The 22745-nt window shown below is 46.2% G+C and carries 16 protein-coding genes and 1 pseudogene; 6 read left to right on the plus strand and 11 right to left on the minus strand.

Features of this window, described 5'->3' with window-relative positions:
- Positions 1 to 36: 36 nt before the first annotated feature.
- The 3 genes from AC50YO_RS02380 (at position 37) to AC50YO_RS02390 (ending at position 3560) form a co-directional block, all read left to right on the plus strand.
- The gene (locus tag AC50YO_RS02380) at positions 37 to 1044 is read left to right on the plus strand and encodes an alpha/beta fold hydrolase (protein WP_494842739.1); all 1008 of its coding nucleotides are present in this window, start codon (positions 37 to 39) and stop codon (positions 1042 to 1044) included.
- 113 nt (positions 1045 to 1157) lie between these two features.
- Complete coding sequence (locus tag AC50YO_RS02385) at positions 1158 to 1910, plus strand: EcsC family protein (protein ID WP_494842740.1); 753 nt, start codon at positions 1158 to 1160, stop codon at positions 1908 to 1910.
- Between the two features lie 300 nt (positions 1911 to 2210).
- Positions 2211 to 3560 carry a lytic polysaccharide monooxygenase gene (locus tag AC50YO_RS02390; protein ID WP_494842741.1) on the plus strand — a complete coding sequence of 450 codons (1350 nt, stop codon included), beginning with the start codon at positions 2211 to 2213 and terminating at the stop codon, positions 3558 to 3560.
- Between the two features lie 60 nt (positions 3561 to 3620).
- Here the strand turns inward: AC50YO_RS02390 and AC50YO_RS02395 are convergent, their stop codons facing one another.
- Together AC50YO_RS02395 and AC50YO_RS02400 are read right to left on the minus strand one after the other, a co-directional pair.
- Positions 3621 to 4730: an MBL fold metallo-hydrolase gene (locus tag AC50YO_RS02395; protein ID WP_494842742.1), complete on the minus strand. Its 1110-nt coding sequence runs from the start codon at positions 4728 to 4730 to the stop codon at positions 3621 to 3623.
- Positions 4731 to 4793: 63 nt separating this feature from the next.
- Entirely contained in the window at positions 4794 to 5693 is a 900-nt protein-coding gene (locus AC50YO_RS02400; protein WP_494842743.1) for an AraC family transcriptional regulator, read from the minus strand.
- Positions 5694 to 5907: 214 nt separating this feature from the next.
- On the opposite strand from AC50YO_RS02400, the gene AC50YO_RS02405 reads away from it, so the two are divergent.
- Entirely contained in the window at positions 5908 to 6759 is an 852-nt protein-coding gene (locus AC50YO_RS02405) for an aldo/keto reductase (RefSeq protein ID WP_494842745.1), read from the plus strand.
- A 79-nt stretch (positions 6760 to 6838) separates the two neighbouring features.
- Here the strand turns inward: AC50YO_RS02405 and AC50YO_RS02410 are convergent, their stop codons facing one another.
- From AC50YO_RS02410 to AC50YO_RS02420, 3 genes are read right to left on the minus strand one after another with little or no spacing between them, the layout of a single operon-like run.
- A complete protein-coding gene (locus AC50YO_RS02410; RefSeq protein ID WP_494843235.1) occupies positions 6839 to 7357 on the minus strand; it encodes an NADase-type glycan-binding domain-containing protein in 519 nt (172 codons plus the stop codon).
- Positions 7303 to 7698 carry a hypothetical protein gene (locus AC50YO_RS02415; RefSeq protein WP_494842747.1) on the minus strand — a complete coding sequence of 132 codons (396 nt, stop codon included), beginning with the start codon at positions 7696 to 7698 and terminating at the stop codon, positions 7303 to 7305. Before AC50YO_RS02415 ends, AC50YO_RS02410 begins: the two co-directional genes overlap by 55 nt.
- 4 nt (positions 7699 to 7702) lie before the next feature.
- Positions 7703 to 8839, minus strand: a complete 1137-nt coding sequence (locus AC50YO_RS02420) for a phosphotransferase (RefSeq protein ID WP_494842749.1) — start codon at positions 8837 to 8839, stop codon at positions 7703 to 7705.
- 293 nt (positions 8840 to 9132) lie between these two features.
- Between AC50YO_RS02420 and AC50YO_RS02425 the strand changes: the two genes are divergently transcribed.
- Both AC50YO_RS02425 and AC50YO_RS02430 read left to right on the plus strand, forming a co-directional pair.
- The gene (locus AC50YO_RS02425; protein ID WP_494842751.1) at positions 9133 to 10740 is read left to right on the plus strand and encodes a helix-turn-helix domain-containing protein; all 1608 of its coding nucleotides are present in this window, start codon (positions 9133 to 9135) and stop codon (positions 10738 to 10740) included.
- A 116-nt stretch (positions 10741 to 10856) separates the two neighbouring features.
- Positions 10857 to 11852, plus strand: a complete 996-nt coding sequence (locus AC50YO_RS02430; protein ID WP_494842753.1) for an ABC transporter substrate-binding protein — start codon at positions 10857 to 10859, stop codon at positions 11850 to 11852.
- Positions 11853 to 11954: 102 nt separating this feature from the next.
- Here the strand turns inward: AC50YO_RS02430 and AC50YO_RS02435 are convergent, their stop codons facing one another.
- The 6 genes and pseudogenes from AC50YO_RS02435 to AC50YO_RS02460 form a co-directional block, all read right to left on the minus strand.
- Positions 11955 to 16487, minus strand: coding sequence for an SBBP repeat-containing protein (locus AC50YO_RS02435; RefSeq protein WP_494842755.1), 4533 nt, complete (start codon positions 16485 to 16487; stop codon positions 11955 to 11957).
- Positions 16488 to 16708: 221 nt separating this feature from the next.
- A complete protein-coding gene (locus AC50YO_RS02440) occupies positions 16709 to 18964 on the minus strand; it encodes an ATP-binding cassette domain-containing protein (RefSeq protein ID WP_494842757.1) in 2256 nt (751 codons plus the stop codon).
- Between the two features lie 238 nt (positions 18965 to 19202).
- Positions 19203 to 19426, minus strand: a pseudogene (locus AC50YO_RS02445) (SRPBCC family protein); the annotation flags it as partial.
- A 112-nt stretch (positions 19427 to 19538) separates the two neighbouring features.
- The gene (locus tag AC50YO_RS02450; protein ID WP_494842759.1) at positions 19539 to 20366 is read right to left on the minus strand and encodes an SDR family oxidoreductase; all 828 of its coding nucleotides are present in this window, start codon (positions 20364 to 20366) and stop codon (positions 19539 to 19541) included.
- Positions 20367 to 20413: 47 nt separating this feature from the next.
- Positions 20414 to 20803: a MerR family transcriptional regulator gene (locus AC50YO_RS02455; protein WP_494842761.1), complete on the minus strand. Its 390-nt coding sequence runs from the start codon at positions 20801 to 20803 to the stop codon at positions 20414 to 20416.
- 537 nt (positions 20804 to 21340) lie between these two features.
- Complete coding sequence (locus tag AC50YO_RS02460) at positions 21341 to 22705, minus strand: ABC transporter substrate-binding protein (RefSeq protein WP_494842763.1); 1365 nt, start codon at positions 22703 to 22705, stop codon at positions 21341 to 21343.
- Between the last annotated feature and the right edge of the window lie 40 nt (positions 22706 to 22745).

The raw sequence follows: 22745 nt of genomic DNA on the forward strand, positions 1-22745 counted from the left end.
ATCTTGCGGGAAATACGCTACAGGGAGAAATGAATAATGAAAGATTACGAAATATATCCTCTTGGAGATGTCGAGCTTCAATCGGGCCACACGCTGCCTCAAGTCTTTCTTGCCTACAAAACCTATGGGACTTTAAACACTTCTAAAACCAATGCGATTGTCTATCCGACCTGGTTCGCTGGTTTGCATAACGATAACGAGTGGTTGATTGGGCCAGGCAGAGCGCTCGATCCCGACAATTATTTTATTATTGTGCCAAATATGCTGGGGAACGGCCTCTCATCCTCCCCAAGCAATACACCAGCCCCTTATGATAGAGGGAATTTCCCTCTCGTCACAATTTACGATAATGTCCGATTGCAGCATCGGCTTGTAACGGAGCTGTTTGGCATTCAGAAGCTTGCGTTGGTCATAGGCTGGTCGCTTGGAGCGCTGCAAACTTTTCAATGGGGGGCATCCTATCCGGAGATGGTGGAGCGAATTGTGCCGTTCGGCGGAACAGCAAAAACTAGGCCGCATGCTCAAGTTGTTTTTGAGTCGTTGATCTCGGCCTTGCAAGCCGATTCCAATTGGAAGAATGGTTTCTATACCCGTCAGCCTGCAGCAGGACTTGCTGCAATGGGACGCATTTATGCTCCTTGGGGCTTCTCTCAAGCCTATTATTTAGAACAGCTTTATCAGGCGGAGGGATATCCAACGCTACAATCTTATTTGGAAGATTACTGGGATAAAGTGTTCTTATCGTTCGATGCAAATGACTTGATTGCCATGCTTCGAACAGGCATACACGGGGATATTAGCGCCACTCCTGCCGACAATGGGGATTTTGAACAGGCATTGAACCGAATCACTGCCCCTGCCCTTATTATACCGGGCTCGACCGATCTCTTCTTTCCTCTCGACGACAGCGCTTATGAAGCAGAACATATGCCGAATGCCGTTTTTCAGCCTGTAGAATCTAAGTGGGGACACTGCTTCGGAATCGGAGCTAACGAACCGGATTCTAATGCAGTCGATAACCTTTTGAAACAATTTTTACAGTAATTATTCGATAATTCCTCGACCTTGGTCGGGTTCGAATACCATACGGAGGTCTGTTACGAATGGTAGCATTCTCCATTACAATATAGCCAAATCTGTTGGAGGAGCGTTTACCCATGAAATACGAACAGAAAATATATAAAGAAATCGCTGAATGGGAGCATCAGCTATTCAAGGAGCCTGGATGGCTGGAGAGAACTTCGAAGACGATCGGTACGCGAATCAATAACCTTATTCCACCCAAGATGCATGATGTTATTACGGCGACCATAAAGTCAATCGTACGGACAGCGTTGTTCGGCGCGGAATACACGCCTCAGAGAACCGTGCAGCGGACACTCCATCTAGAGCTCGCCGATCAAGAGGCGAAGAAGCTGATGTCCTTATACCAGAAAATAGCTACTGCCGAAGGCGCTGGAACTGGAGCGGGCGGTATTTTGCTTAACGTCGTAGACTTTCCCGCGTTAATCGCGATTAAGATGAAATTTTTGTTTGAGCTGGCACACATTTATGGGTATGATACGAATCATTTTTCTGAGCGGGTTTTCATTCTTAAAGTGTTTCAACTTACCTTTTCCGGATCCGAACAGCGAGCCAAGCTGCTCCACTCCATTAAGCATTGGAATACGGAGAAGGAGCAATGGTTCTCGGATACGGAGTATTACAAAAATATGGATTGGGAGACGTTCCAGAAGGAATACCGTGATTCCATTGATTTTCGAAAAATGCTGCAGATGATACCGGGGATCGGAGCGGTAGTGGGTGCTTGGGCAAATTACACGATTCTCGAGGAGCTTGGTGAGTCGGCCACGAATGCTTATCGTGTGCGAAGATTGAACGAGCTCATACGGCAAAAGAAAGAGGAATAATTCACTTATCGTCTACCATTTAGTTCTAATAGCAGTTAGAGGGTGATCTTCATCATTGAAGATCACCCTCTTGTTGTTATAAATACAACATTTTACCTATTTAAAATAATGAAAGCGATTGCTATATTTTTGGTAGGGGATAAATATAATTCCTAGTGGAGCTGCGACCATAACTTTTTTGTGAAGGAGGTGGTTAATTTCGAGCAGTAAGTACATCGTTTTAGATGAATCGGTATATCAAGTCGCTTTGCGGTTTTGAAACAAGCTGATTGTAAAAAAATGACGATGGAGGGATTATTAATGTCTACTTTACGTTCGAATTCTCCAACACAGTTAAAGCTATTCGTTGTCTGTAGTATTATCTTTGCACTTGTACTTGGAATGATTAGTATGGTGTTCGTACAAAAGGCTTCCGCCCATGGTTACGTTACGAAAAGCCGAGCGGCATTATGTGCCAGCGGTCAGAATCAGAACTGTGGCCAAATCATCTATGAGCCGTATAGCCTAGAAGGACCTAAAGGATTCCCTGCCGCTGGACCTGCCGATGGTAAAATTGCAAGCGCTAACACATGGTTTACGGACCTTGATCAACAATCCTCTTCCCGCTGGACTAAGGTGAATATTAATTCGGGATCCTATACCTTCAACTGGAATATTAAAGTTCCCCATGCAACCACCAGTTGGAAATACTACATTACGAAACAAAACTGGGACCCTAACGCTCCTCTGTCTCGTGCTTCCTTTGACTTAACGCCCTTCTGCAGCGTGTCCTCCGGTGGGTCACAGCCAGGTAATTCCTATTCCAATACTTGCAACATTCCAAGCCGCACAGGCTATCAGGTTATATTAGCCGTTTGGGAAATTTACGATACAAATAATGCGTTCTACAATGTTATTGATGTTAATTTTAGTGGTGGCGGCACTTCAGATACAACTGCTCCTTCCGCTCCGTCAAACGCTGCTTCATCGAATATTGGGACGACAACTGCAACGGTATCTTGGGGGGCTTCCACCGATAATGTTGGGGTTACCGGCTACAGAGTCTTCAATGGAACGAATCAAATTGCGACAACTAGCGGAGCGCTTTCTGCTAATTTGACTGGTTTGACAGCGAACACAACTTATAATCTTACGGTTAAAGCGGTTGACGCCGCAGGTAATCTCTCGAATGCAAGCAATACCGTTACCTTTACTACCCTCCCTGTAACAGGGCCAGACCTGGTGGCGCCTACTGCTCCATCAAGCCTCCATGTTATGGGCACTACCACTTCGACCTCTATACCTCTCATGTGGAATGCATCGACAGATAATGTCGGAGTCAAGGAGTATCAAATATTCAGTGGCAGCAGTTATGTAGCAACCGTACCTGCAACGTCTCTGCAATATACGGTTACGAATCTAACACAAAATACGGCCTACTCCTTCACAGTAAAAGCAATTGACGATGCAGGCAATATTTCGGCAGCAAGCAATGTACTTAACGTGACAACGCCTGCAGCACCTGTCGCGTATCCAGCATGGAGTGCAACAACCGCCTATGTTGGAGGCAGTAAAGTGACGCATAACAACGTCAATTATGAAGCGAAATGGTGGACGCTTAACGAGACACCAGGCACTTCAGGTGCTACAGTATGGAAGGTTATTCCTTAAGGCGAAATGTAAATAAGGCATCTAGACAATAATAAAAACAGCGGCAAAACGCCGCTGTTTTTATTGCTTCTTCCACCATATAACATTCTCGTATTTCAGAGCTTCAAATGAAGGAATAGATATTGGCTCTCCAATTAATGGTGTAACGATGTTCACTTGCGCTTCCTTAGCTGCTCTTGTCACACGTTCGATTGGCTCATACCAATCATGCAGTGATAATGTGAATCCTGCCCAGTGGATAGGAAGCATCCATTTCCCCTGTACATCCAGATGAGCCTGAACGCTCTCCTCTGGCATCATATGAATAGCAGCCCAACGCTTGTCGTATTGCCCGCACTCCATAAATGTCATATCAAATGGTCCATATTTTTCGCCAATCTCCTGAAAATGCGGACCATACCCACTGTCGCCGCTAAAGTATATTCGGCTCTTCTTACTAAGAATGACCCATGAGGACCATAAAGTCGAATCCCGATCAAACAGGCTGCGGCCTGAAAAATGCCTTGCTGGCGTACAGATAAACTGGAGTCCATCTAATTCAGACGAATCCCACCAATTATGCTCCGTAATGTTCGATCGTGCGATTCCCCAGCGCTCCAAGTGGCTTCCGAGACCAAGCGGCACATAAAAATGCTTAACCTTCCCTTTCAGTTTCTGAATAGAACTGTAATCCAGATGATCATAATGGTCATGAGAAAAAATTACAGCATCGATCAATGGGAGCTGTTCGAGCCCAATAGGAATGTCCTTGCTAAAACGTTTACTTCCGAATATGGGAACTGGTGTTGGAGCAGTTCCGAGCATCGGGTCAAGCAGCAGCGTCTTCCCCTCCAATTCCAGCATCAGTGCTGAATGCCCAAACCATGTTACGCGCGTTAGATTTTCTTGTTGGATACTTGCGGGATCTAAGTGCCTGACAGTTAACGGAGAAAGTGGTTTTCGATTGGGATTTCCTTTGACGTAGTCCTGTAATAAGGAAAGTAAATCTGGCATTCTCATACTCATTGAGGTTGGGATTTGATTCACAAATTTGTTGCGGCCATAATTCGGAAGAGATCGGTAGCTATCCCGCTTTTCTGCTGACTCTTTTTTCCCGAATGGTGGATAGTAGTTTAGGAACAAGACAGCCGACAATATTAGAATAGCTGCACATAACAAGATAACAATCATCAGGGTATACCTCCATTTGTAACTATGGCGCAGTTCTGTTCGATCTGGCTGCCGCAGTGTCGTTTATACTTTTAGACGCTTGCTATCTTGTCTAGGCGGAAAGCCAAACATTCGAGAATATTCACGACTGAATTGCGAAGGACTTTCATAGCCTACTCGATATGCTACATCAGCAGCATCTGCTGATTCGGTTATTAGTAAGCGGCGGGCTTCCAGAAGCCGCAATTCTTTTTGAAACTGGATAGGGCTCATGGCCGTTACCTCTTTGAAGTGCCTATGCAGTGACGAGACACTCATATTCACTTTTTCCGCCAGCTCTTCAATACGGAATGATTGATCATAATGATTCGTAATATGTTCGATAGCGTCTTTAATTTGATAGGCTGAGCTGCCTTCTATCGCGATTTGCTCCAACGCAGCTCCATATTTTCCTTGCAGAACTCTATACAAAATTTCCTTCGTGAACAACGGCGCAAGTATTCGAATATCCTTCGGGTTGTCCAGCAAACGAGCTAACCTGAGGACCGCATCCAACAAAGGCAGCTCCATCGGGCTAACAAACATGCCTCGCTTCGCATTTTCCTTCGGTCCTACGCGGATTTCAGAATCGCGTAACACCTCTATAATTTGATTCGCTGAGAATTCAAGCTTATACCCTAAATACGGAACATCGGGAGAAGCTTCTATGACTTGAGCCGTAACCGGCAAGTTGACGGATGCAATGAGGTAATCTGCCGTAGTAGAACTGTACTTGAAGCATTCCTGCCCCAGCAAGACCTCCTTCGCCCCTTGAACGACAATGCAAAAGGAAGGCTTATATACGCCATGGCGCGGAACAGATGCGACAGAGTCACGTATGAAAAATAATGACGGTATGGCAGTAGCGTGAACACCATCGTATTGTGCATAGCGTTTAATAATTTGGGTAAGTTCGTTTTGCTGCTTATTGATTATGTCTGACACATTCAACCCCCCATTCAGTCCTTATCGGTTATTCAATTATAGTTCATATTCAGCTGTTAATTAAGTGGCATGAGAGGATTAGGCAAGCATTTGATATGAATAGGATAACGATCATTCCCTAATCTGATGCATAATAAAGTTGTGAGAATGTTGTCTGGTATGGATTGGGCTGTGTGGATTCAATCATATCATTAAGAATACTGGAGGATTGTATATGCAAAACATAACTTTGAACAACAGCATCGAAATGCCTATTCTCGGTTTTGGTGTTTTTCAAATTCAAGATGCGCATGAGTGTGAACAAAGCGTTTATGATGCTATTATGGCAGGCTATCGGCTCATAGATACGGCTGCCTCTTATCAGAATGAAGAAGCAGTTGGCAGAGGCATCAAGCGTAGCATCGTACCACGCGAGGAGTTATTTATTACTTCGAAGCTTTGGGTTCAGGATACGGGTTATGAGCAGACCAAAAAGGCATTGGAAAAATCATTGCAAAGATTGCAATTGGATTATTTGGATTTGTATTTAATTCATCAGCCTTATGGGGATGTGTATGGCTCTTGGCGCGCCATGGAGGAGTTGTATCGTGAAGGAAAGATTCGGGCAATCGGCGTCAGCAACTTCCATGAGGATCGCCTGATCGATTTGATTATTCATAATGAAGTCGTGCCTGCTGTGAACCAGGTTGAAACGCACCCCTTCCACCAGCAAATCGAAAATGCAGCATTTATGAAAGAAAATCATGTTCAGATCGAATCTTGGGCACCTTTTGCTGAAGGGAAAAATAACTTATTCCATAATGAGCTATTGGTCGCCATTGCTGAAAAGTATAATAAATCGGTTGCTCAGGTCGTTTTGCGTTGGTTGACACAAAGAGAAATTGTTGTGATTCCGAAGTCTGTTCGTAAAGAGAGAATTATTGAAAACATCAATATTTTTGACTTTGCGTTAAGCCAAGAGGATATGGAGTCGATTGCTTCGCTAGATACGAAGCAGAGCCTGTTCTTCTCACATCGTGATCCTGACATGGTCAAATGGCTCGGTACTCGAAAGCTCGATATCTAATCAATCAGGCAGAGGTAGAGGACACAGCGAGATGAAAGGGCTGCTCCAGCACTATACTGTGCCGGAACAGCCCCTTTTATCACCTCATGACTTCTAGCTGCTTAATATCTGCCTTGAAAAATTCTGATATGCAAGTATCATCAAACTTTTTCCCAGGATACGTCGATAGTATGGTTAATTTAATGACACTAACTTCATCTTCGATCTGACCGATCGACTGCGAAAGATGATAGATGCCGTTCTGGTCTGCAGCCATCTTGGGATCGAAAGGCGTATCATTAAACGTAACGTCCTTCGTTACCCATTTGGCTCCAACATAATTGTCTTTTACAAGGAAAGATACGCGGATCTTTTGGATTCTTCCATTGTTCTGATAGGTCTCCTTGCTTTTCATATAACCGTTAATCATCTGCACACCCCCAATAACAGTACCTGGTGGCAGCTCTAAAGTAATCGTTTCCCCGATTCCTGGTCCTTTGGCGCCCTCAACCCATGCTGTATTCAGCTTTCCATCAAATAAGTTCCCCAGCTTGTAATCTTTCCCTAAACGATTTGATCTAAATATTTTGTGATAAGCTGATTTTTTACTGCAAGTGATTTATTTCCATCGGTAATCTGAAAGTTGTCTGCTTTATCATTACAATTCGGATCGCAGCCATGTTCAGTAACGTAGAAATCAATAGGGAAAATATACTTCGTTGTATCTGCTCCGTCTTTATTAACCAAAGTATACTGTGCAGTGACTTCTACCTTATCGCCTTTGATGATAAAAGATAAATTTTCTTCTTTAAGTGTAATGTTTTTCTTCTGCGTAAACTTTATTCCGCCTCCTTGGACATTCGGTGATACATCCCCAGGTCCCCCGTTGGCTGATGTCTGGATAGGCATTGCAATAAGAATGGATAATCCTGCAATAAGAAACACACCTAACATTTTCATGAATCTAATAATGGTCGAACAACTCATTTAGTTTAATGTCTTTACTATGAAATTGAAGCTTAAGAGAATCAGCCTCCATGGCCATTTGTTTATGTATCTTAATCATGCAGTCTAGCCTGTGCAGCCTTTCTTTGAGCTTCGCATTGTGGGGCTCCTCCTCTAACTGAGCTAATACGGAAAAATACTGCGGGACCTCCCATATACTTCTCAAGGCCGTGCTTGTGCAGAAGCCATATCTCACAATTGCTGCGTTACCCTGCCATCCCAAATCTCGCAAACCCTCCAGGTATGCATCATACACAGTGGTTAGAAACGTTATGTATTGATCAGGAGGAATAATTCCAAGACTCATGTTCGCGCCAAATAACTTGCCTAGGTCTTCGCCCACACCTGATAGGCTCATGAATTGCCAGTCAATAAGAACGAGTTGGCTTTCTCTCGTTTCTTTGTTTACGAGCAACATATTCATCTGGCCCAAATCCTGATGGGCCAGTACACGCGGCAGCTGCTCAAGCGAGCCTATCGCAGTGTCCATGTTTTGGAGCAGCTCTTGGTACCAAGCCCATGTCCTTTGCTCATTCACCGTAGCTATATGGCTTGCATAAGCCTCTATGTTAGGAGAATACATGCGGCTTGCCGTCGTCCATGACTTGAGCCAAGCTCTGCAGATCCACTGATGATCCGGCAGCCTGCTAATTCCTTTCAGATAGGCTCCATTAAATCGGCCTAATTGTCTGGCGATATAACCGAATTGCTTGACTGTAATAGGGTATTCACCCTTTACATCTTCCATCCAGAGCCAAATGGTTCCATCATCTTGTTCTTCCACCAAATAGCTCTCGGCAGCATAGATCGCATTCGGAAGCTCTCTTAAGACCCCTGAGTCAAATACAAGTGCTTCTCGTCTCCAATAGTTGTGATGTTCGACGTTATCTTTCTCTGCTGTGTCTGATTTAACGATTTTTAGAATAACAGACCATTGGTCCAATCCGTTATGCAGCTGTACCAGGCCATGCAAGCGGAATATACCAGAGGTTGTGAAGTTGGGAGTCTCATAACCAATGTCATCACAGATTATAGTTACAAGTTCAGCAACTGCACTCCTATAGATCAATTGAATACAGGCGTTGAGTTGGTCCATCTTATCCTCTATAGGTATGCTAGAATTATTTTCAAACTTAAGTTCTGCGTGTATGTAATTTTCCTCCTTGTCCCATTAAATTGATCCTTCACCTAGAACCAGTTCAAGTGAATTTTTGGGCATATATCCTATTCGCGATCTAGTGTCGCGTCCCCTTTTGAGAGTTTATTTTCTTTTTATGGGTATTTTTCCAGTGCTGCTCTTTCAGTTCCAATAGATGCTGCCTCCGTGCGTTGTCCTTCTGAATACGTAATGATAGACTGAGTGGTAGAATTAGCAATCATGGAGGAATTATGAACACGATTACCTATGAATTACTAGAGGCGCGCTCCATAGCGGATAGAGGCACCCTCTTTCCGCTATCACTAACCTGTTCATTGCCAACTATTATCGTACCGATGCAAGATATCATTTTGCAAACCACAAGCCATCTCTACAGAATTTGCAAAGGGCAGTTCATTATACTTCTGCCTACAGAAGATGTAATGCATATTTCCCCCTCAGATAATAGTGAGTTTTCTCCCGTATACAGCATTTCTTTTAAAAGCTATCAGTTGATCAACCGTGAAAATAACAGCCTCCTCTACCAGATCAGTCTGGAGCATCTTCCGAAGCATGGCCAAATTATGCAATTTCCACGTCAAGCAGCAGCATTGCTGCACAATCTGGTCGATCAGTTCCGTCAGACGCCAACTGTGCCGGCTTCGCCAAAGCTACAGTTGTTGCTGCATGAGCTACTAGATGCCATTCTTATTATAAGTCCCTATGACGGCAGCTTTTTCACGAATGATAGAGCAATTCAACAGGCGGTCACCTATATTAATCAACATTACCATATACCGCTAACCCGTTCTTTTTTGGCACAGATGACAGGGTTTAATGAAAGCTATTTTTCCTCTTTGTTCCGTAAGGAAACTGGCTGGAGCTTTGCGCAGTATTTGAACCGGATTCGGATGGACAAAGCCAAATATTTAATGCTCACTACAACAGATAAAATGCAGGATATTGCTTCTAAAACCGGATTTTCTGATGGCTCATATCTAGGCAAGGCATTTAATAAAATGGTCCATGTCTCCCCCGGCAACTTTCGCAGCAGGCAAAATACAACCCGTGTCGCAGGGATGCAGTTTATTGGCGCACTGCTAGCTGTAGGCATCCAGCCTATCGCTACCATGCATGAAGTGCGTCGCGCGTCGTTCATACTGCATGAGCAGATGCCAAATATTGTGGAGCTTGAAGATTCTAGTCTGATTGAAACCCTCAAACCTCTGGAACCAGATCTTATTGTTGCCCCTACCTATTATTACAACTACCCCGATGTAATGAAGGCACTTGAGCAAATCGCTCCTGTTATTACTCTCCCATGGGGAAAGATGGATAAATTTGAGGAAGTTCGAACGGTCGGCAGGCTTCTTGGCAGAACGTACGAGGCAGAACAATGGGTTTTAAAAATACAGCAGCAAGCTCGTGAAGCCAGACAATTGATCTTACGCACCTTAATGCCTAATAGCACGGTAGGTTTATATGAATTGTGGTATGACGGCTTGTGGATGATTCCCCATCTGCATGTTCGATCTGCCTTCAATCTGTATCATTTATTGGAGCTGGCCCCACCGAAACGCATCAAGGAAGAAGTGCTTGCTCTTAACAGGCACCGTAATAAAATCAACGAACAGGATTTGCCTTCCTATGCAGCGAACCATATGTTTCTTATCGTTTCAACAGATGATATCGAGGCCTTTCGGACAAAGCTTATGCAGCGCAGCGTATGGCAGCAGCTGGTACATGAGCAAGGCTGCCGGATTTATCTGCTCAAGCAGAATGAATTTTGGTTGGACGATGGTATGTTATTAGAGCGACAATTGGATACTCTAGTCCGCTCACTAACCTCCAATCCCTAAATCCAACAATTTTCCCTACTATATATCCAATTTAAATACATCGACCTTTATCCAATAACTACTTTATAATAGCATTATCATCGCGAATGATAATCATTTTCATTGGAGGGTCTACATTGTATCTGTTTAATGCTTCAAAAACTATAATACTATTTACACTAATCATAATGCTCGCAGCTTGCGGTAACTCCACAGGTTCCAACACTAATGCTATCGTTGCATCTCCATCCCCTGAAGCTTCCGTCTCACCTTCTGCTGAAGCAGAAGCATTAACTAAAAAAGTACAAACCGTACGAGGCGAAATCGAAATTCCTGCTAATCCCAAACGCATTGTAACCGAAGGATATTTGCCTGAGCTGCTCGTGCTTGGTACAAGGCCAGTTGGCGCACCAGGATGGGAGCTGGAAAATAAAGTGCTCGAAGATCAAATTGACGGAATCGAAAGCACTGGAGAAGGAGCGCCTGAGGCTATTCTCGCTTTAGACCCAGACCTTATCATTACCTGGACGAATGACACGAAGATTGTTGAGCAGTATGAAAAAATAGCGCCAACGATCGTCATTCCTGCCAACCATCTAGGAGGTGTCCATGAGTCCCTCCGCTATTTAGGTGCGGCGCTGGGTAAAGAGGACACTGCAGAACTGTGGCTCGCAGAGTTTGATCAGACAGTAGAGACATCACGGGCTCAGCTTGCCGATATCGTCAAGCCGGAAGATACCTTCTCCTTAATGGGCGTATTCGTTGTGAACAACGGGTTTTATATTTATGGAGATGGGGAATACCGCGGGGGCGAGGCCATATACAAGCATTTGCAACTGCGGCCGCCAGAGAAGCAGAAACAAGAAATGATTGGAAAAGAGACATACAGGAAAATTTCGTACGAAGTAATAGACGAATATGCAGGTGACTATATTTTCCTCGATCAGGGTGACAAGATATCTGAGGTATGGGGCGAGAATGAAGCGGTATGGAAATCATTAGACGCGGTAAAAAATGACCGAGTGCTTCAAATTGATCCCGATCTATTCTGGGGCAACGATGCGATTTCATTAAAATTGCAAATTCAAGAAGTCGTTAAAATGCTAGCGGAAAAAGCAAAGCAGCAGTCATAATTATGAAAATAAGCTGACCCAATGATCACTAGGGTCAGCTTTTCTTAGTTAACTTATTTAAGATGTAAGCTGCTTTTGATAAGAGGATCTTCTCTTCCCCGCTTATTCCTCGTCCACAATTACCCTCACAGATGCGCTTGCCTGCAGTGTTGGCCCGTTGCTTGACACAACCGTTACGGGACTGACGATTATCGTATCCTCCTCTACTTCCGGCAATACAAAAGGCAGCCGAATCGTCTCATTCGCACCGATTGCGAAGCTTGGCTCCTGAAAGGTGAAATTTAGCAGCGGGGCGGTTAAAACTAGATTTTGCAAAGACACATTGCCCGTATTGCCCAGCCTGATCGTAAACACGACGTTTTCACCCGGGATACCGACCGGACGATCGACCGTCTCCGTCAGTACGGCGTTCGGCAATATTTCTGCTGGGATATTAACCGCCGATTGCTGAAGCGGCGATTGATCGGAGAACACAGCGACGTTGTTACGGAACACCGTCCCTCCGACCGTATCGGCTGGTATTGTAAACGGCAGTGTGAATACGCGGTTTTCGCCCGGCGCAAGTGACGGAATAATCGTATTAAAACGCACGAGCAGATCGATGATGCGAACATTGGTCAATATTCGCTCCGAAACGTTGCTCACGACGATTGTTTTCATCACTGTAGCCCCTGGCTGCACTACGTTTGGATTCGCTGAGACCCCAATATCAAGCAATGTCGATGGGAGCGCAACTAGTACACGTGCCTCACTGGTTGCTGGCAGGACATCTGTCGGACGTTCATTCCAATCGACCGTGACCCGGTTCGCGAACACTTGCCCTTGAATAGAAGATGCTGATACGGCGAACGAGAATAATACGAATGCAGTCTCACCCCGAGCGATTGCAGCGATCGTCGTCGAGGTTTCGGTAAGAGAATCGGAGACAAGCACCTCTGTCGCCGGGTTCGAGCCTGTATTGGTGACCTCTACCGTATAATGGATTGTTTCCCCGGGGGCTACAACGTCGCGATCAGGTAGCTTACGAACAGCAATAGTCGTATTTCCGATCGGCGCTGTTTGAACAATCAGCTCTGCGTTCGTCAGCTGTTGAGGCGTTTGATCGGATATAACAGTGAAAGTGTTGACGATAGTGGTACCACTTGGCGTGCTTGGCGGCACTGTAAACGGAGCGAATCGGGTAACCGTTCCTCCAGCTGGTAAATTGGTGATTACTTCGCTGATGCCAAGCAGCAAATCGGTCAGCACGATAGAGGTTTGCGGAGTATCCCGCAGGTTTTGAACCGTCAGCGTATAGATAACCGTCTCTCCCGGCGCAGCTACTGCAGGCGATACGGTTTTGGACAGCGCAAGCCCTGCTCCTTCAATCGTAACTGCCGCCTCCACCACATGAGGCTGCTCAAGCTCCGTTGCCGTTACCGTCAGCTGATTGACGATCTGTGAGCCAATTGGCGCAGTGGCAGGCACCAGATATGGAATAACAAACTCCGCCCTTTCCCCGATGCCAAGCTCAGTAATCGACTGATTGAAGCTAAGAAACGGATCAGATAGTTGAACGGCTGTTAATGGAACGTTGCCGACATTGTTTACGACAAGCGTATAGGTAATCGTCTGGCCCGGCGTTACGGTCGTTACATCGGTCAGCTTGCGCACGCCGATCTCAGGTGCTGCTAGAACCGTCACATTGACACTGTCAAATACAGGAGAAGTCTGATCGCTTGTGGCAACAGCCGTGTTCGAATATGATTTTGGCGGTACTTCCAGCGGCACAAGAAACGGCAGCGTAACGACCTGCGTTTCGCCGATCGCAAGACTCGGAAAAGTTTCCGTGAAACCGATAATATCATCCGAAACGGACACATTCGTCAGAATCGTATTGCCGGTATTCGTGAAAGCAACAGAAAAATGAATCATCTCTCCGGGGAACACGATAATCCGGTCCGCGCTTTTGACGATGGAGAGCCGCGGAGCAGGCAGCACCTCGACAACCGTGCCTACTTGCTCAGGCTGCTGCAAGTTATCAGCGCTTATCGTAACGAAGTTTGCAATGGTCAGCCCCGCTTCCGCATCATCGGGAATAATAAACGGCCAAGCGATGACAATGCTGCCCCCGATCGGGATATGGCCAACCAATTGATCTAACCCAAGTAAAGGATCGAAGAGACGTACATTCACTAGATCGGTATTGCCCAGATTTTGAATGGAAATTGTAAATACAACTTGTTCTCCCGGTGCCGCAGCACGGGGCTGGATGGTTTTGGAGACTGCGAGAATTGGATTTTCAGTCACAAAAACGACAGCTTCCGCTATTATCGGTCCAGGAAGCTGATCGGCATGCACAATGACCTGATTAAAGAACGGTCCCGCTGGCTGCTGTGGCGGAATGACGAATGGTATCGGAAAAACCTGGCCTGAAAAAGGCGGAAGCTCTGGCAGGAACGTAAAAAAGCCCAGCTGGGGGTCCTCAATTTTGAGATTGGAAAGCGCAGCGAATTCGTTCTTAAGCTCTATGAAATACGTAAGCTGTTCACCGGGTGCAACCTCGAATCGGTCGGCAAATTTATTAAGGAATAACGTTGCCTGCTCTCCGAACTTAGTGACAAAGGCGTCTATGCTCTGGAGAAACGGCTGTACAACGCCCTGCGTGATCGGAAAATCGGGAGAAAATGTCGTTCCGACTACATAAATGCCACCGAACGGGTCCGCAGCGATGCCATGGCCAGTATCGTTTGCCCCACTGCCGCCCAAATAAGTGGAATACTCCAGAAACGAGCCCGTCGGATCGAGGATGGTCACAAATGCCGAATTCGTGCCTGGCCTGCTCGTTTGGAAAGCATCCGGTGTGACTGGATAATTAGAAGAGGTTGTATTGCCAGTAAGCAGTATCGAGCGTTGAAACGAAATTCCGATGCCAAATGGCGTATCTGTGCCGCTCCCGCCTATCACCGCTGAATAAATAAGCGATGAGCCGTCAGGTGTCAGCTTACTAACGAATACGGCTTGTTGACCAAGCGTTGAAGCAAATGCGCCAGGCGTCGTTGGATAGTCGGCGGATGTTGTATGGCCCATGACATAGGCGTTACCTGCATCGTCGATAACGATGCCTTCGGCGTCGTCATTGCCTGTTCCGCCGAGGAAGGTTGAATAAACGAGCGCTGAGCCTGCCGGGTTTAGCTTCGTGGCGAAGGCATCAATGCCGCCCTGCTGCGATATTTGAAAAGCGCCAGGTGTCGTCGGGAAATTAGGAGCAACAGTCTGCCCCGCTATATATGCGTTGCCTGCTGTATCGACGGCGATGCCGTTTCCGTTGGTCGTCCCATTCCCTCCAAGAAAGGTGGAGTAGACAAGCGCTGTACCGGACTGATCGAGCTTCGTGACGAAAGCGATCGGCACGACGGGGACGGTAGACGTATCGAAGGCACCGGGTGTGACCGGGAAGTCGGTCGAGCTTGTTTGCCCTGTAATATAAGCGTTCTCGGACAAATCTACGGCAATCGCGATGCCCTCATCGAAGTTCGAGCCCCCGATATACGTAGAATAGAACAGAAAAGAGCCGTCAGGACCGAGCTTGGTAACAAACGCACTGCCGGAGCCAGTCAATGCCGTTTGGAAGGCACCCGGTGTGACTGGGAAATCTGTCGACAGCGTAAATCCGGTTACATAGGCATTGCCGAAGGCGTCAATCGCAATCCCGTTCGATTCATCTCGCCCGCTGCCGCCCAAATAAGTCGAATATAGCAATGCCGTGCCTGTTGCATTCAGCTTCGTGACGAACACATCCTCCGCACCTCTATTCGTCGTCTGAAAAGCTCCGAACGTCAACGGAAAATTGCTGGAGGTCGTGCTTCCCGTCACATAGGCCTGCCCCTGGTCATCGACCGCAATCGCCTGCCCCTCTTCAACGCCGCTGCCGCCGAGAAAGGTAGAGTAGACAATGACGGGATCAATCACTAGCGGCAATGCATGATCATATTCCTCAAGCATTTCGAAGCCAACTTCCCAGCTGCCGGCGTTATGCTGCCTAATCACATGCTTGCAGGCAATTTCGCGGCGGCCGCTCGTTGTATCCTGATAAGCTATTGGCTTATGGTCAATCAACTCACCGTAAGCGGTGCGAAGCAGCATATTTCCGCTTTCGTCTATCAGCAGCTCATCTGGACCTTCGCAGATCAGCCGAATATGCTCTGCCTTCACCCCTGGCTGGAGCATCCAATCGAACTTTACCTGTCCCCCCACTCCATGCAGAACCACATCAATTCCATCCCATAAACCGCAATAAACCGCCTGCTGATAGACAGGCACGTTCGTAACATGCTTAGTCGAATCGCAGCCGGGTATAAAATGAAGCAGGCCTGTCTCTACTTGTGCTCCCTCTAAGCGCACATTATGGTTCGCTCCTACAAAACGCCAGCATATCCCAAAGCCTTTGATGCTTCGCTCGCCTTCGCTTTCAATCTCCTCTAATCGTTGAAAAAACATCATAGCAACCCGATGCTTCTCAAGCACACACCGAAATCCTGCTCCCTGCGCGCTGAAATGGATAGATTCCTCGCACTGACCTCTGTTTGGCGCAAAGAACAGCGGCAGCGTTCCATACGGATGATTGTGTGATTTTTCAGTTACAGCTGTATGCAACGTACAATCCCTCCCTAGTTTTCCTCTTCCTATATTTTATGTGCCGAAGCTCATTCGATATGTTTCACATCTAGCAGGCTTAGCCTGTGCGGATAGGAATCTTATGGAGAAAGCATTAAGCTGATTACTACGATAAAGAGCAATCTGAAGATAATTTTACAATAATAAAACAAAGGGCTGCCATCTGTTCCGGCAGCCCTGCTTGGATATGAATTTATGGATCAAATTAAATATTTTCCCGTTATGGACTGCTCTGCTTGGATAATCTGCGACGGTGTGCCCTCGAAAACGATCTCGCCACCTTTGCTGCCTCCGTCTGGTCCCATGTCGATGATCCAATCCGCTTGGCTGATCACATCAAGGTTGTGCTCGATGACAATCACGGTATTGCCTGCATCTACAAGGCGGTTCATGATAGCCAGAAGGTGGCCGATGTCTGACATATGCAGGCCGGTCGTCGGCTCGTCCATCACATAGATACTGCCCTTCTTATGCAGCTCGCTTGCCAGCTTGATCCGCTGGCATTCCCCGCCCGAGAGTGAGCTGAGCGGCTGGCCAAGTGTAATATAGTTCAGTCCCACATCATTCATCGCCTGAAGCTTGCGTACGACCTCTTTCAACTGGAAAAACTCTAATGCTTGCTCTACCGTCATCCCCAGTACTTCTGCAATAGACTTGCCGTTCAGCTTATACGCTAGCACCTCTTCCTTGAACCGTTTGCCTCCGCATTCTTCACAGGGCAGCTTTACGCTGTCAAGGAAGGCAAGATCTGTATATACAACCCCCAACCCTTGGCAGTTCTCGCAAGCCCCCTTGGAGTTGAAGCTGAACAAGCCTTGGCTCACCTTATTAGCGGAAGCAAACGCCTTGCGCACATCATCCATAATGCCCGTATAGGTCGCTGGATTTGAGCGTGTAGATACGCCTACTGCCGATTGGTCGATGACAATCGCATCTGGATACTGGCTGAGGAATACTTCGTTAATCAACGTACTCTTGCCCGAGCCTGCAACACCCGTAACGACTGTCAGCACTCCGGTTGGAATCTCTACACTGACATTCTGCAGGTTGTGCAAGGATGCATTCTTGATGGACAGCTTACCGCTTGGCTGCCTGCAATCCTGCTTCACCTGGAGCTGCCTCTTCATATGAGTACCTGTCAATGTGCCTGACTCCAACAGTTCTTGGAAGCTGCCTTCGTATACGATGTTACCGCCACGGCTGCCAGCGTGAGGCCCGACATCGACAATATGATCCGCAAGCTTGATCACATCAGGATCATGCTCGACCACAATCACGGTATTGCCTTTGTCACGCAGCTTCTGAAGCAATTCATTTAACCGATGCACATCACGAGGGTGCAAGCCTACGCTGGGCTCATCGAAGATATAAGTGACATCTACGAGACTGCCGCTTAAATGCTTGACCATCTTGACCCGCTGCGACTCGCCCCCGGACAATGTATCCGTCTCGCGATCCAACGTCAAGTAATCGAGTCCGATGTCTACCAGATGCTGCAGCCGCTCCGCCAGTGACTTAACAGCCGGCGCTGCGACAGGATCGCCAATCTCGCGAATAACGCGGATAAGCTGTCCGACCTCCATGGAGGAGAGCTCCGCAATGTTGTAACCGTTGATTCTGCAGCTTAGCGCCGCCTGACTAAGTCTCGCACCGTAGCAGCTGGAACAGTTACCCTCGGTAATGAACGGTGCAACGGCTTTTTGCGTACGCTCAGACTTTGTCTTCACATCCTGCTTAATGTATTTATTGGTGAACTTCTCAAGTACACCTTCCACTGTAATATTCGTTGCTTTCCCGGCGAAATCCATCTTCACTTTTCTTGCCTTGGCGTACAGCAGCAGCTCAAGCTCTTCTTCCGAATAATCACTGAGCTTCTTGTCAAGTTCGTAGTCACCCGACTGCACGAGCATGTTCCATTCCCAGCTATTAACGGAATAATCCGGCAGCATGATCGCCCCTTCGTTCAAGGACTTGGACATGTCCACCGCCTTGCTCATATCGACGCCCAGCCTGCGGCCAATTCCGTTGCACTCGGGACACATGCCTTGTGGATCATTGAATGAGAACATATGCGCTTGTCCAACATAAGGCTGACCGACCCTTGAGAAGAGAAGCCGGAGAATGGGAGAGATATCTGTTATCGTTCCCATTGTGGAATGGGAGCCGCCGCCCAGCCTCTTCTGATCTACAATAACCGCCATGCTCAGGTTCTCAATCGCGTCCGTATCCGGCTGTGGAACGCGCGGCAGGAAATTGCGCACGAACATGCTGAAATTCTCATTCAGCAATCGAGTAGATTCTGCGGCAATCGTATCGAAGACGATCGATGACTTGCCGGATCCGGATACTCCTGTGAAAATCGTGATTTTCCGCTTCGGAATGCGCAGGGAAACGTTCTTAAGATTGTTTTCCCTCGCTCCCGAGATTACGATAAACTCCTGATTAGATTCGCTCATGCTAAACACCCTCCAATAGTGATCATTTCCATAACTCTTTTCTTTCTTCACTTCATCTCCATCAGTAAAGCTAACTTAGATAATAGAATAATTACAGATCGGCTATATCCATATGTACTTCATGCGAACTTCACCTGATATCTCTTCAGAAGAAGACATAAACCGGCTGCATGTAGCCTGCAGCCGGTTTATATGAATTAAGATCAAGCAAGGTTCATTCAAGAGCGAATGCTTATCATTATGCCAATACCTTTTCAAGATCGCCGCACCATTTGCTCCAGCCGTACTTAGCGCCCTCGAGCCCATGAGGATTAGAGAATCCGGTTTGTTCAAGATGAAGATTGACCTTCCCTCTCCTAAATCCTGCAACTTCCAAGTGACGGTATGCTTCTCTTCTCCACTGGCCCAAATATAGGATAACCTACTTGGTTCTTCCATGACAAGCACTTCCCCGTCAATAATGTGAACGTTAATTTGTGAAGCGGCAGCTCCTCTGACGCTTTTATTGTATGACACCGTTTGGTGTCATGGCAATATCACCTTGAAGATACACCGCCGCTAAAGTATTACGATTTTAAGACAATCTGAAATGTTCGACATGCTCTGAAACCCATTGGGCGAAGGTACGCGGAGAACGGCCCGTAATCTGCTTCACTGTCGGGACCAGTGTGTAAGCAGATTCCGGAGGGTTAGCTTTCCACCCTAGGACGAAATCAATGACATCATCTTGAGCCCCCTTTTCTCGCATTTCTTCACGTGCTTCCTCTTCACTGAGTTCAATGAATTGAATTTCCCTGCCAATCGCTGCGCTAATCGTACGAACCTTCTCCGATATGGTCAGCACTTCGGGGCCGGATAGCATATAGATTTTTCCGGCATGACCGGCATTACTCAACGCAGTCGCTGCTACACTGCCAATATCGGCCTCGTGAATCATAGCATCTAATGAACTGCCGAATGGCTCTCTGACGATACCTTCTGTGCGAATGGACTTGGCCCACATTAGAGCATTAGACATAAATTCAGGGGAGGGCTGGAGAAAGGTCCACTCGAGATTGCTGTCTTCTACGGCCTGCTCAACAGGTCCCTTGTGCCCACTCCACAAAACGGTGGCTCGCCTTACGCCAGCCTGCCTAGCTAGTTCAACAATCTCAGGCCCGGTCGTCAGTGGACCATACCCCTCACTGCTAAATGTGATCAAGTGCATGCCAGTAACTCCGTGCATGATAGGTGCAAGGGATTCCGGTTGAGTAAGGTCGCCATAGACAACCTCTACTCCTTTGGGCAGATTAGCCTTTGCTGGGTTTCGTGTTAGTGCGCGTACATGATGGCCAGCTTGGACAAGTTGTTCGACTACATGCCGGCCCACATTTCCTGTAGCTCCTGTTACTAGTATTGTCATTGTATATTCTCCTTTAGGTTAGGTTGTATGAAGGAAGATTAAGCTAACTATTTATCTTGATCACTATTGTCTCGAACTTCTTTCAAATAGCTGATTTGCTTTTCCAAGCTTAACTTTGCCGCAGCTAATGCCAGCGATTGTCTGTTGACGTCACCTAACCTTGCCTCATAGATTTGCAGCAATTCTTCGCAATACTCGTCTTTTTTGTCTGCTGCTTCATCTTCGGGATATTGGCAATATAAAATATCCTTGATCTGATCCGTTGTCAGCCCTAAACCAAGATATAATCGAATCGTATTAATGACTTCAACAACCGAATTATCAAACTCACGGTAATTGTTATCGAGGCGAGTCCCTGATATTAATCCTTTTTCCTCATAATGCCGAACGGACCGCACACTGACCCCCGCAAGTTTAGCTAGTTTACTTATTTTCACAGCTATACCTCCTCTTAGTTGATAACCTAATTGAATTATAAAGTATGACACTACTGTTAAGGTCAAGAAATTTTTTAACTGTTAGTTTAAAACAAAGAGGCTGTCCCAGAAGCCTCAGGCTTTGGGACAGCCTCTTTTTGCGTCCCCTATAGAGACGCTAAACTATTCGATTACATCATATAAATAGCGGAGAGCATTTTTGTTCTAGGAAGGAACAGCATCCGATAATTGGTGAATCTCATTACGCTATTCCACTCTATATTTTGGCAAAAAACGAGACAGTGAAGCTGGGCTCCCTAGTCGGAAACCCAGCTTCTCGACTAGGGACCTTAGTGACGTTAACCCGTAATTAAGCTCGTAGAGTAATCCTTTTAGCGAAAGTAACCTCATTACATAGAGAAATTGCTTCACTAGACGAGCAGGTGAGCTAGCTTTAATTCCTAACCTGTTCGTTTACCAATGGGGAAAAAATGTCCTAAACGTCTATTTCCCAGCAGACCGCCCCCAACCGAGATATAGATTTAAGGAAAAGAAGATTCATTCATTAATATAAGTTGTCACTCTGTTTTGGATCAGTTTGGCGACATCTTCAGCCGATTTTTGCCCAGTGAAATAAGCTTTGGCCTCTTCAGCAATGATGGCTTGAACCTTGTTATTTGATGTAATGGGGATACTTGCTTCTGCTATCATCTTCTTCAGCGTTTCCAGATCCTTATCGGATACTTGAACGAGCCCGCCTTTTCCTGTATCAATCATTCCGGCTTTTGCTTCGTCTGCTAATTCATTAATGATCTTCTCATTTACAGATTTCTTCATAGAGAAGCCATCTTGCTGTGGAAAGCTCTGCATCTCCTCGGATAATAGAAACTTCATGAAATCCCATGCTGTACCTTTGACCGCTGAGTTTGAATTCATCGCAATGCTTTGAAGCCCTCCAAATGAGACCCCTGATGTCTGCTTAGCCGTATGAGGCTTCTGATAAATGGCCCCGTTCTTATAGTATAAGGCGATACGAGCTAGGTAATCTTTCGGGGAATATAGATCAGATAAATAAAAAGAGGTATCCTCAATTGGTACTGGTTCAGCGGATATGATTTTCTCATCGTACAACGTATTCACATGTTGGAGCAAATCGGTAAATACTGCTGAATCAAAATTAGCTGTTCGTTTAGCGCCATCTATTAATTGGTCATAATTGTCCGACACAAGCAAGTTAAGCATACTTTCGGGCTCCATGCCGCCTCCTAGAGAGTAAGTGTGGTTGCCCTTACTGGCTAATTGTTTTCCTACGTCTACGAATTGACTCCATGTCCAATTCTTATCATCGACGGTGACGCCAGACTTCTGGATATTAACCGCATCACCAAATAAAGTCTGTAGGTAGAATTTGGTTGGCAGTACATACAACCCGCCATTAACCTTAGAATGATCAATAATATTGGTATAATAAAGATTTGGATCAAACGATTGATCTTGCTGCATCAAAGGCTCTAAATCTACGAACGCCTTCTTGCTCACGTACTTATCAATCGGCAGGTCCACTGTAGTTATCGCGAATAAATCTGCACCCTTACCAGACAGAATCTCTGTAGTCGTCTGCTTCATATACTTTTCCACCTCAGCAGCATCCATAAATCCTCTTCCATTATCCTTTGAAATAAACTCCTGAAATTGAATGGTCGTATTCGGATGTGCTGCTTCATATTTTTGCTTCGCATCTTTGTAAAAGTCGGTAGCGGAAAGGATGGATATGACTATGGTTTTTTGCTTATCTTTATTCTCATCCTCTATTGTACGTTCACTTCCGCTAGAAGTAGGATCGTTCGCTTCATTCTCCGGATTATTGCTTACCGTTGTACTGTCATTGCAAGCCGTCAAACTAAATATAAATACCAAACTCATAAGCACACTGCACCATTTTTTCATTGTTATCACTCACTCC

It is taken from the genome of Paenibacillus sp. J22P59 (assembly GCF_059383895.1).

What these genes read in the sequence shown, in the direction of transcription:
- AC50YO_RS02440 (WP_494842757.1), bottom strand. Translation starts at nt 18,964, where the DNA reads ATGAGCGAATCTAATCAGGAGTTTATCGTAATCTCGGGAGCGAGGGAA.
- AC50YO_RS02460 (WP_494842763.1), bottom strand. Translation starts at nt 22,705, where the DNA reads ATGAGTTTGGTATTTATATTTAGTTTGACGGCTTGCAATGACAGTACA.
- AC50YO_RS02420 (WP_494842749.1), bottom strand. Translation starts at nt 8,839, where the DNA reads ATGGACCAACTCAACGCCTGTATTCAATTGATCTATAGGAGTGCAGTT.
- AC50YO_RS02450 (WP_494842759.1), bottom strand. Translation starts at nt 20,366, where the DNA reads ATGACAATACTAGTAACAGGAGCTACAGGAAATGTGGGCCGGCATGTA.
- AC50YO_RS02415 (WP_494842747.1), bottom strand. Translation starts at nt 7,698, where the DNA reads ATGAAAATGTTAGGTGTGTTTCTTATTGCAGGATTATCCATTCTTATT.
- AC50YO_RS02425 (WP_494842751.1), top strand. Translation starts at nt 9,133, where the DNA reads ATGAACACGATTACCTATGAATTACTAGAGGCGCGCTCCATAGCGGAT.
- AC50YO_RS02395 (WP_494842742.1), bottom strand. Translation starts at nt 4,730, where the DNA reads ATGATTGTTATCTTGTTATGTGCAGCTATTCTAATATTGTCGGCTGTC.
- AC50YO_RS02390 (WP_494842741.1), top strand. Translation starts at nt 2,211, where the DNA reads ATGTCTACTTTACGTTCGAATTCTCCAACACAGTTAAAGCTATTCGTT.
- AC50YO_RS02405 (WP_494842745.1), top strand. Translation starts at nt 5,908, where the DNA reads ATGCAAAACATAACTTTGAACAACAGCATCGAAATGCCTATTCTCGGT.
- AC50YO_RS02380 (WP_494842739.1), top strand. Translation starts at nt 37, where the DNA reads ATGAAAGATTACGAAATATATCCTCTTGGAGATGTCGAGCTTCAATCG.
- AC50YO_RS02385 (WP_494842740.1), top strand. Translation starts at nt 1,158, where the DNA reads ATGAAATACGAACAGAAAATATATAAAGAAATCGCTGAATGGGAGCAT.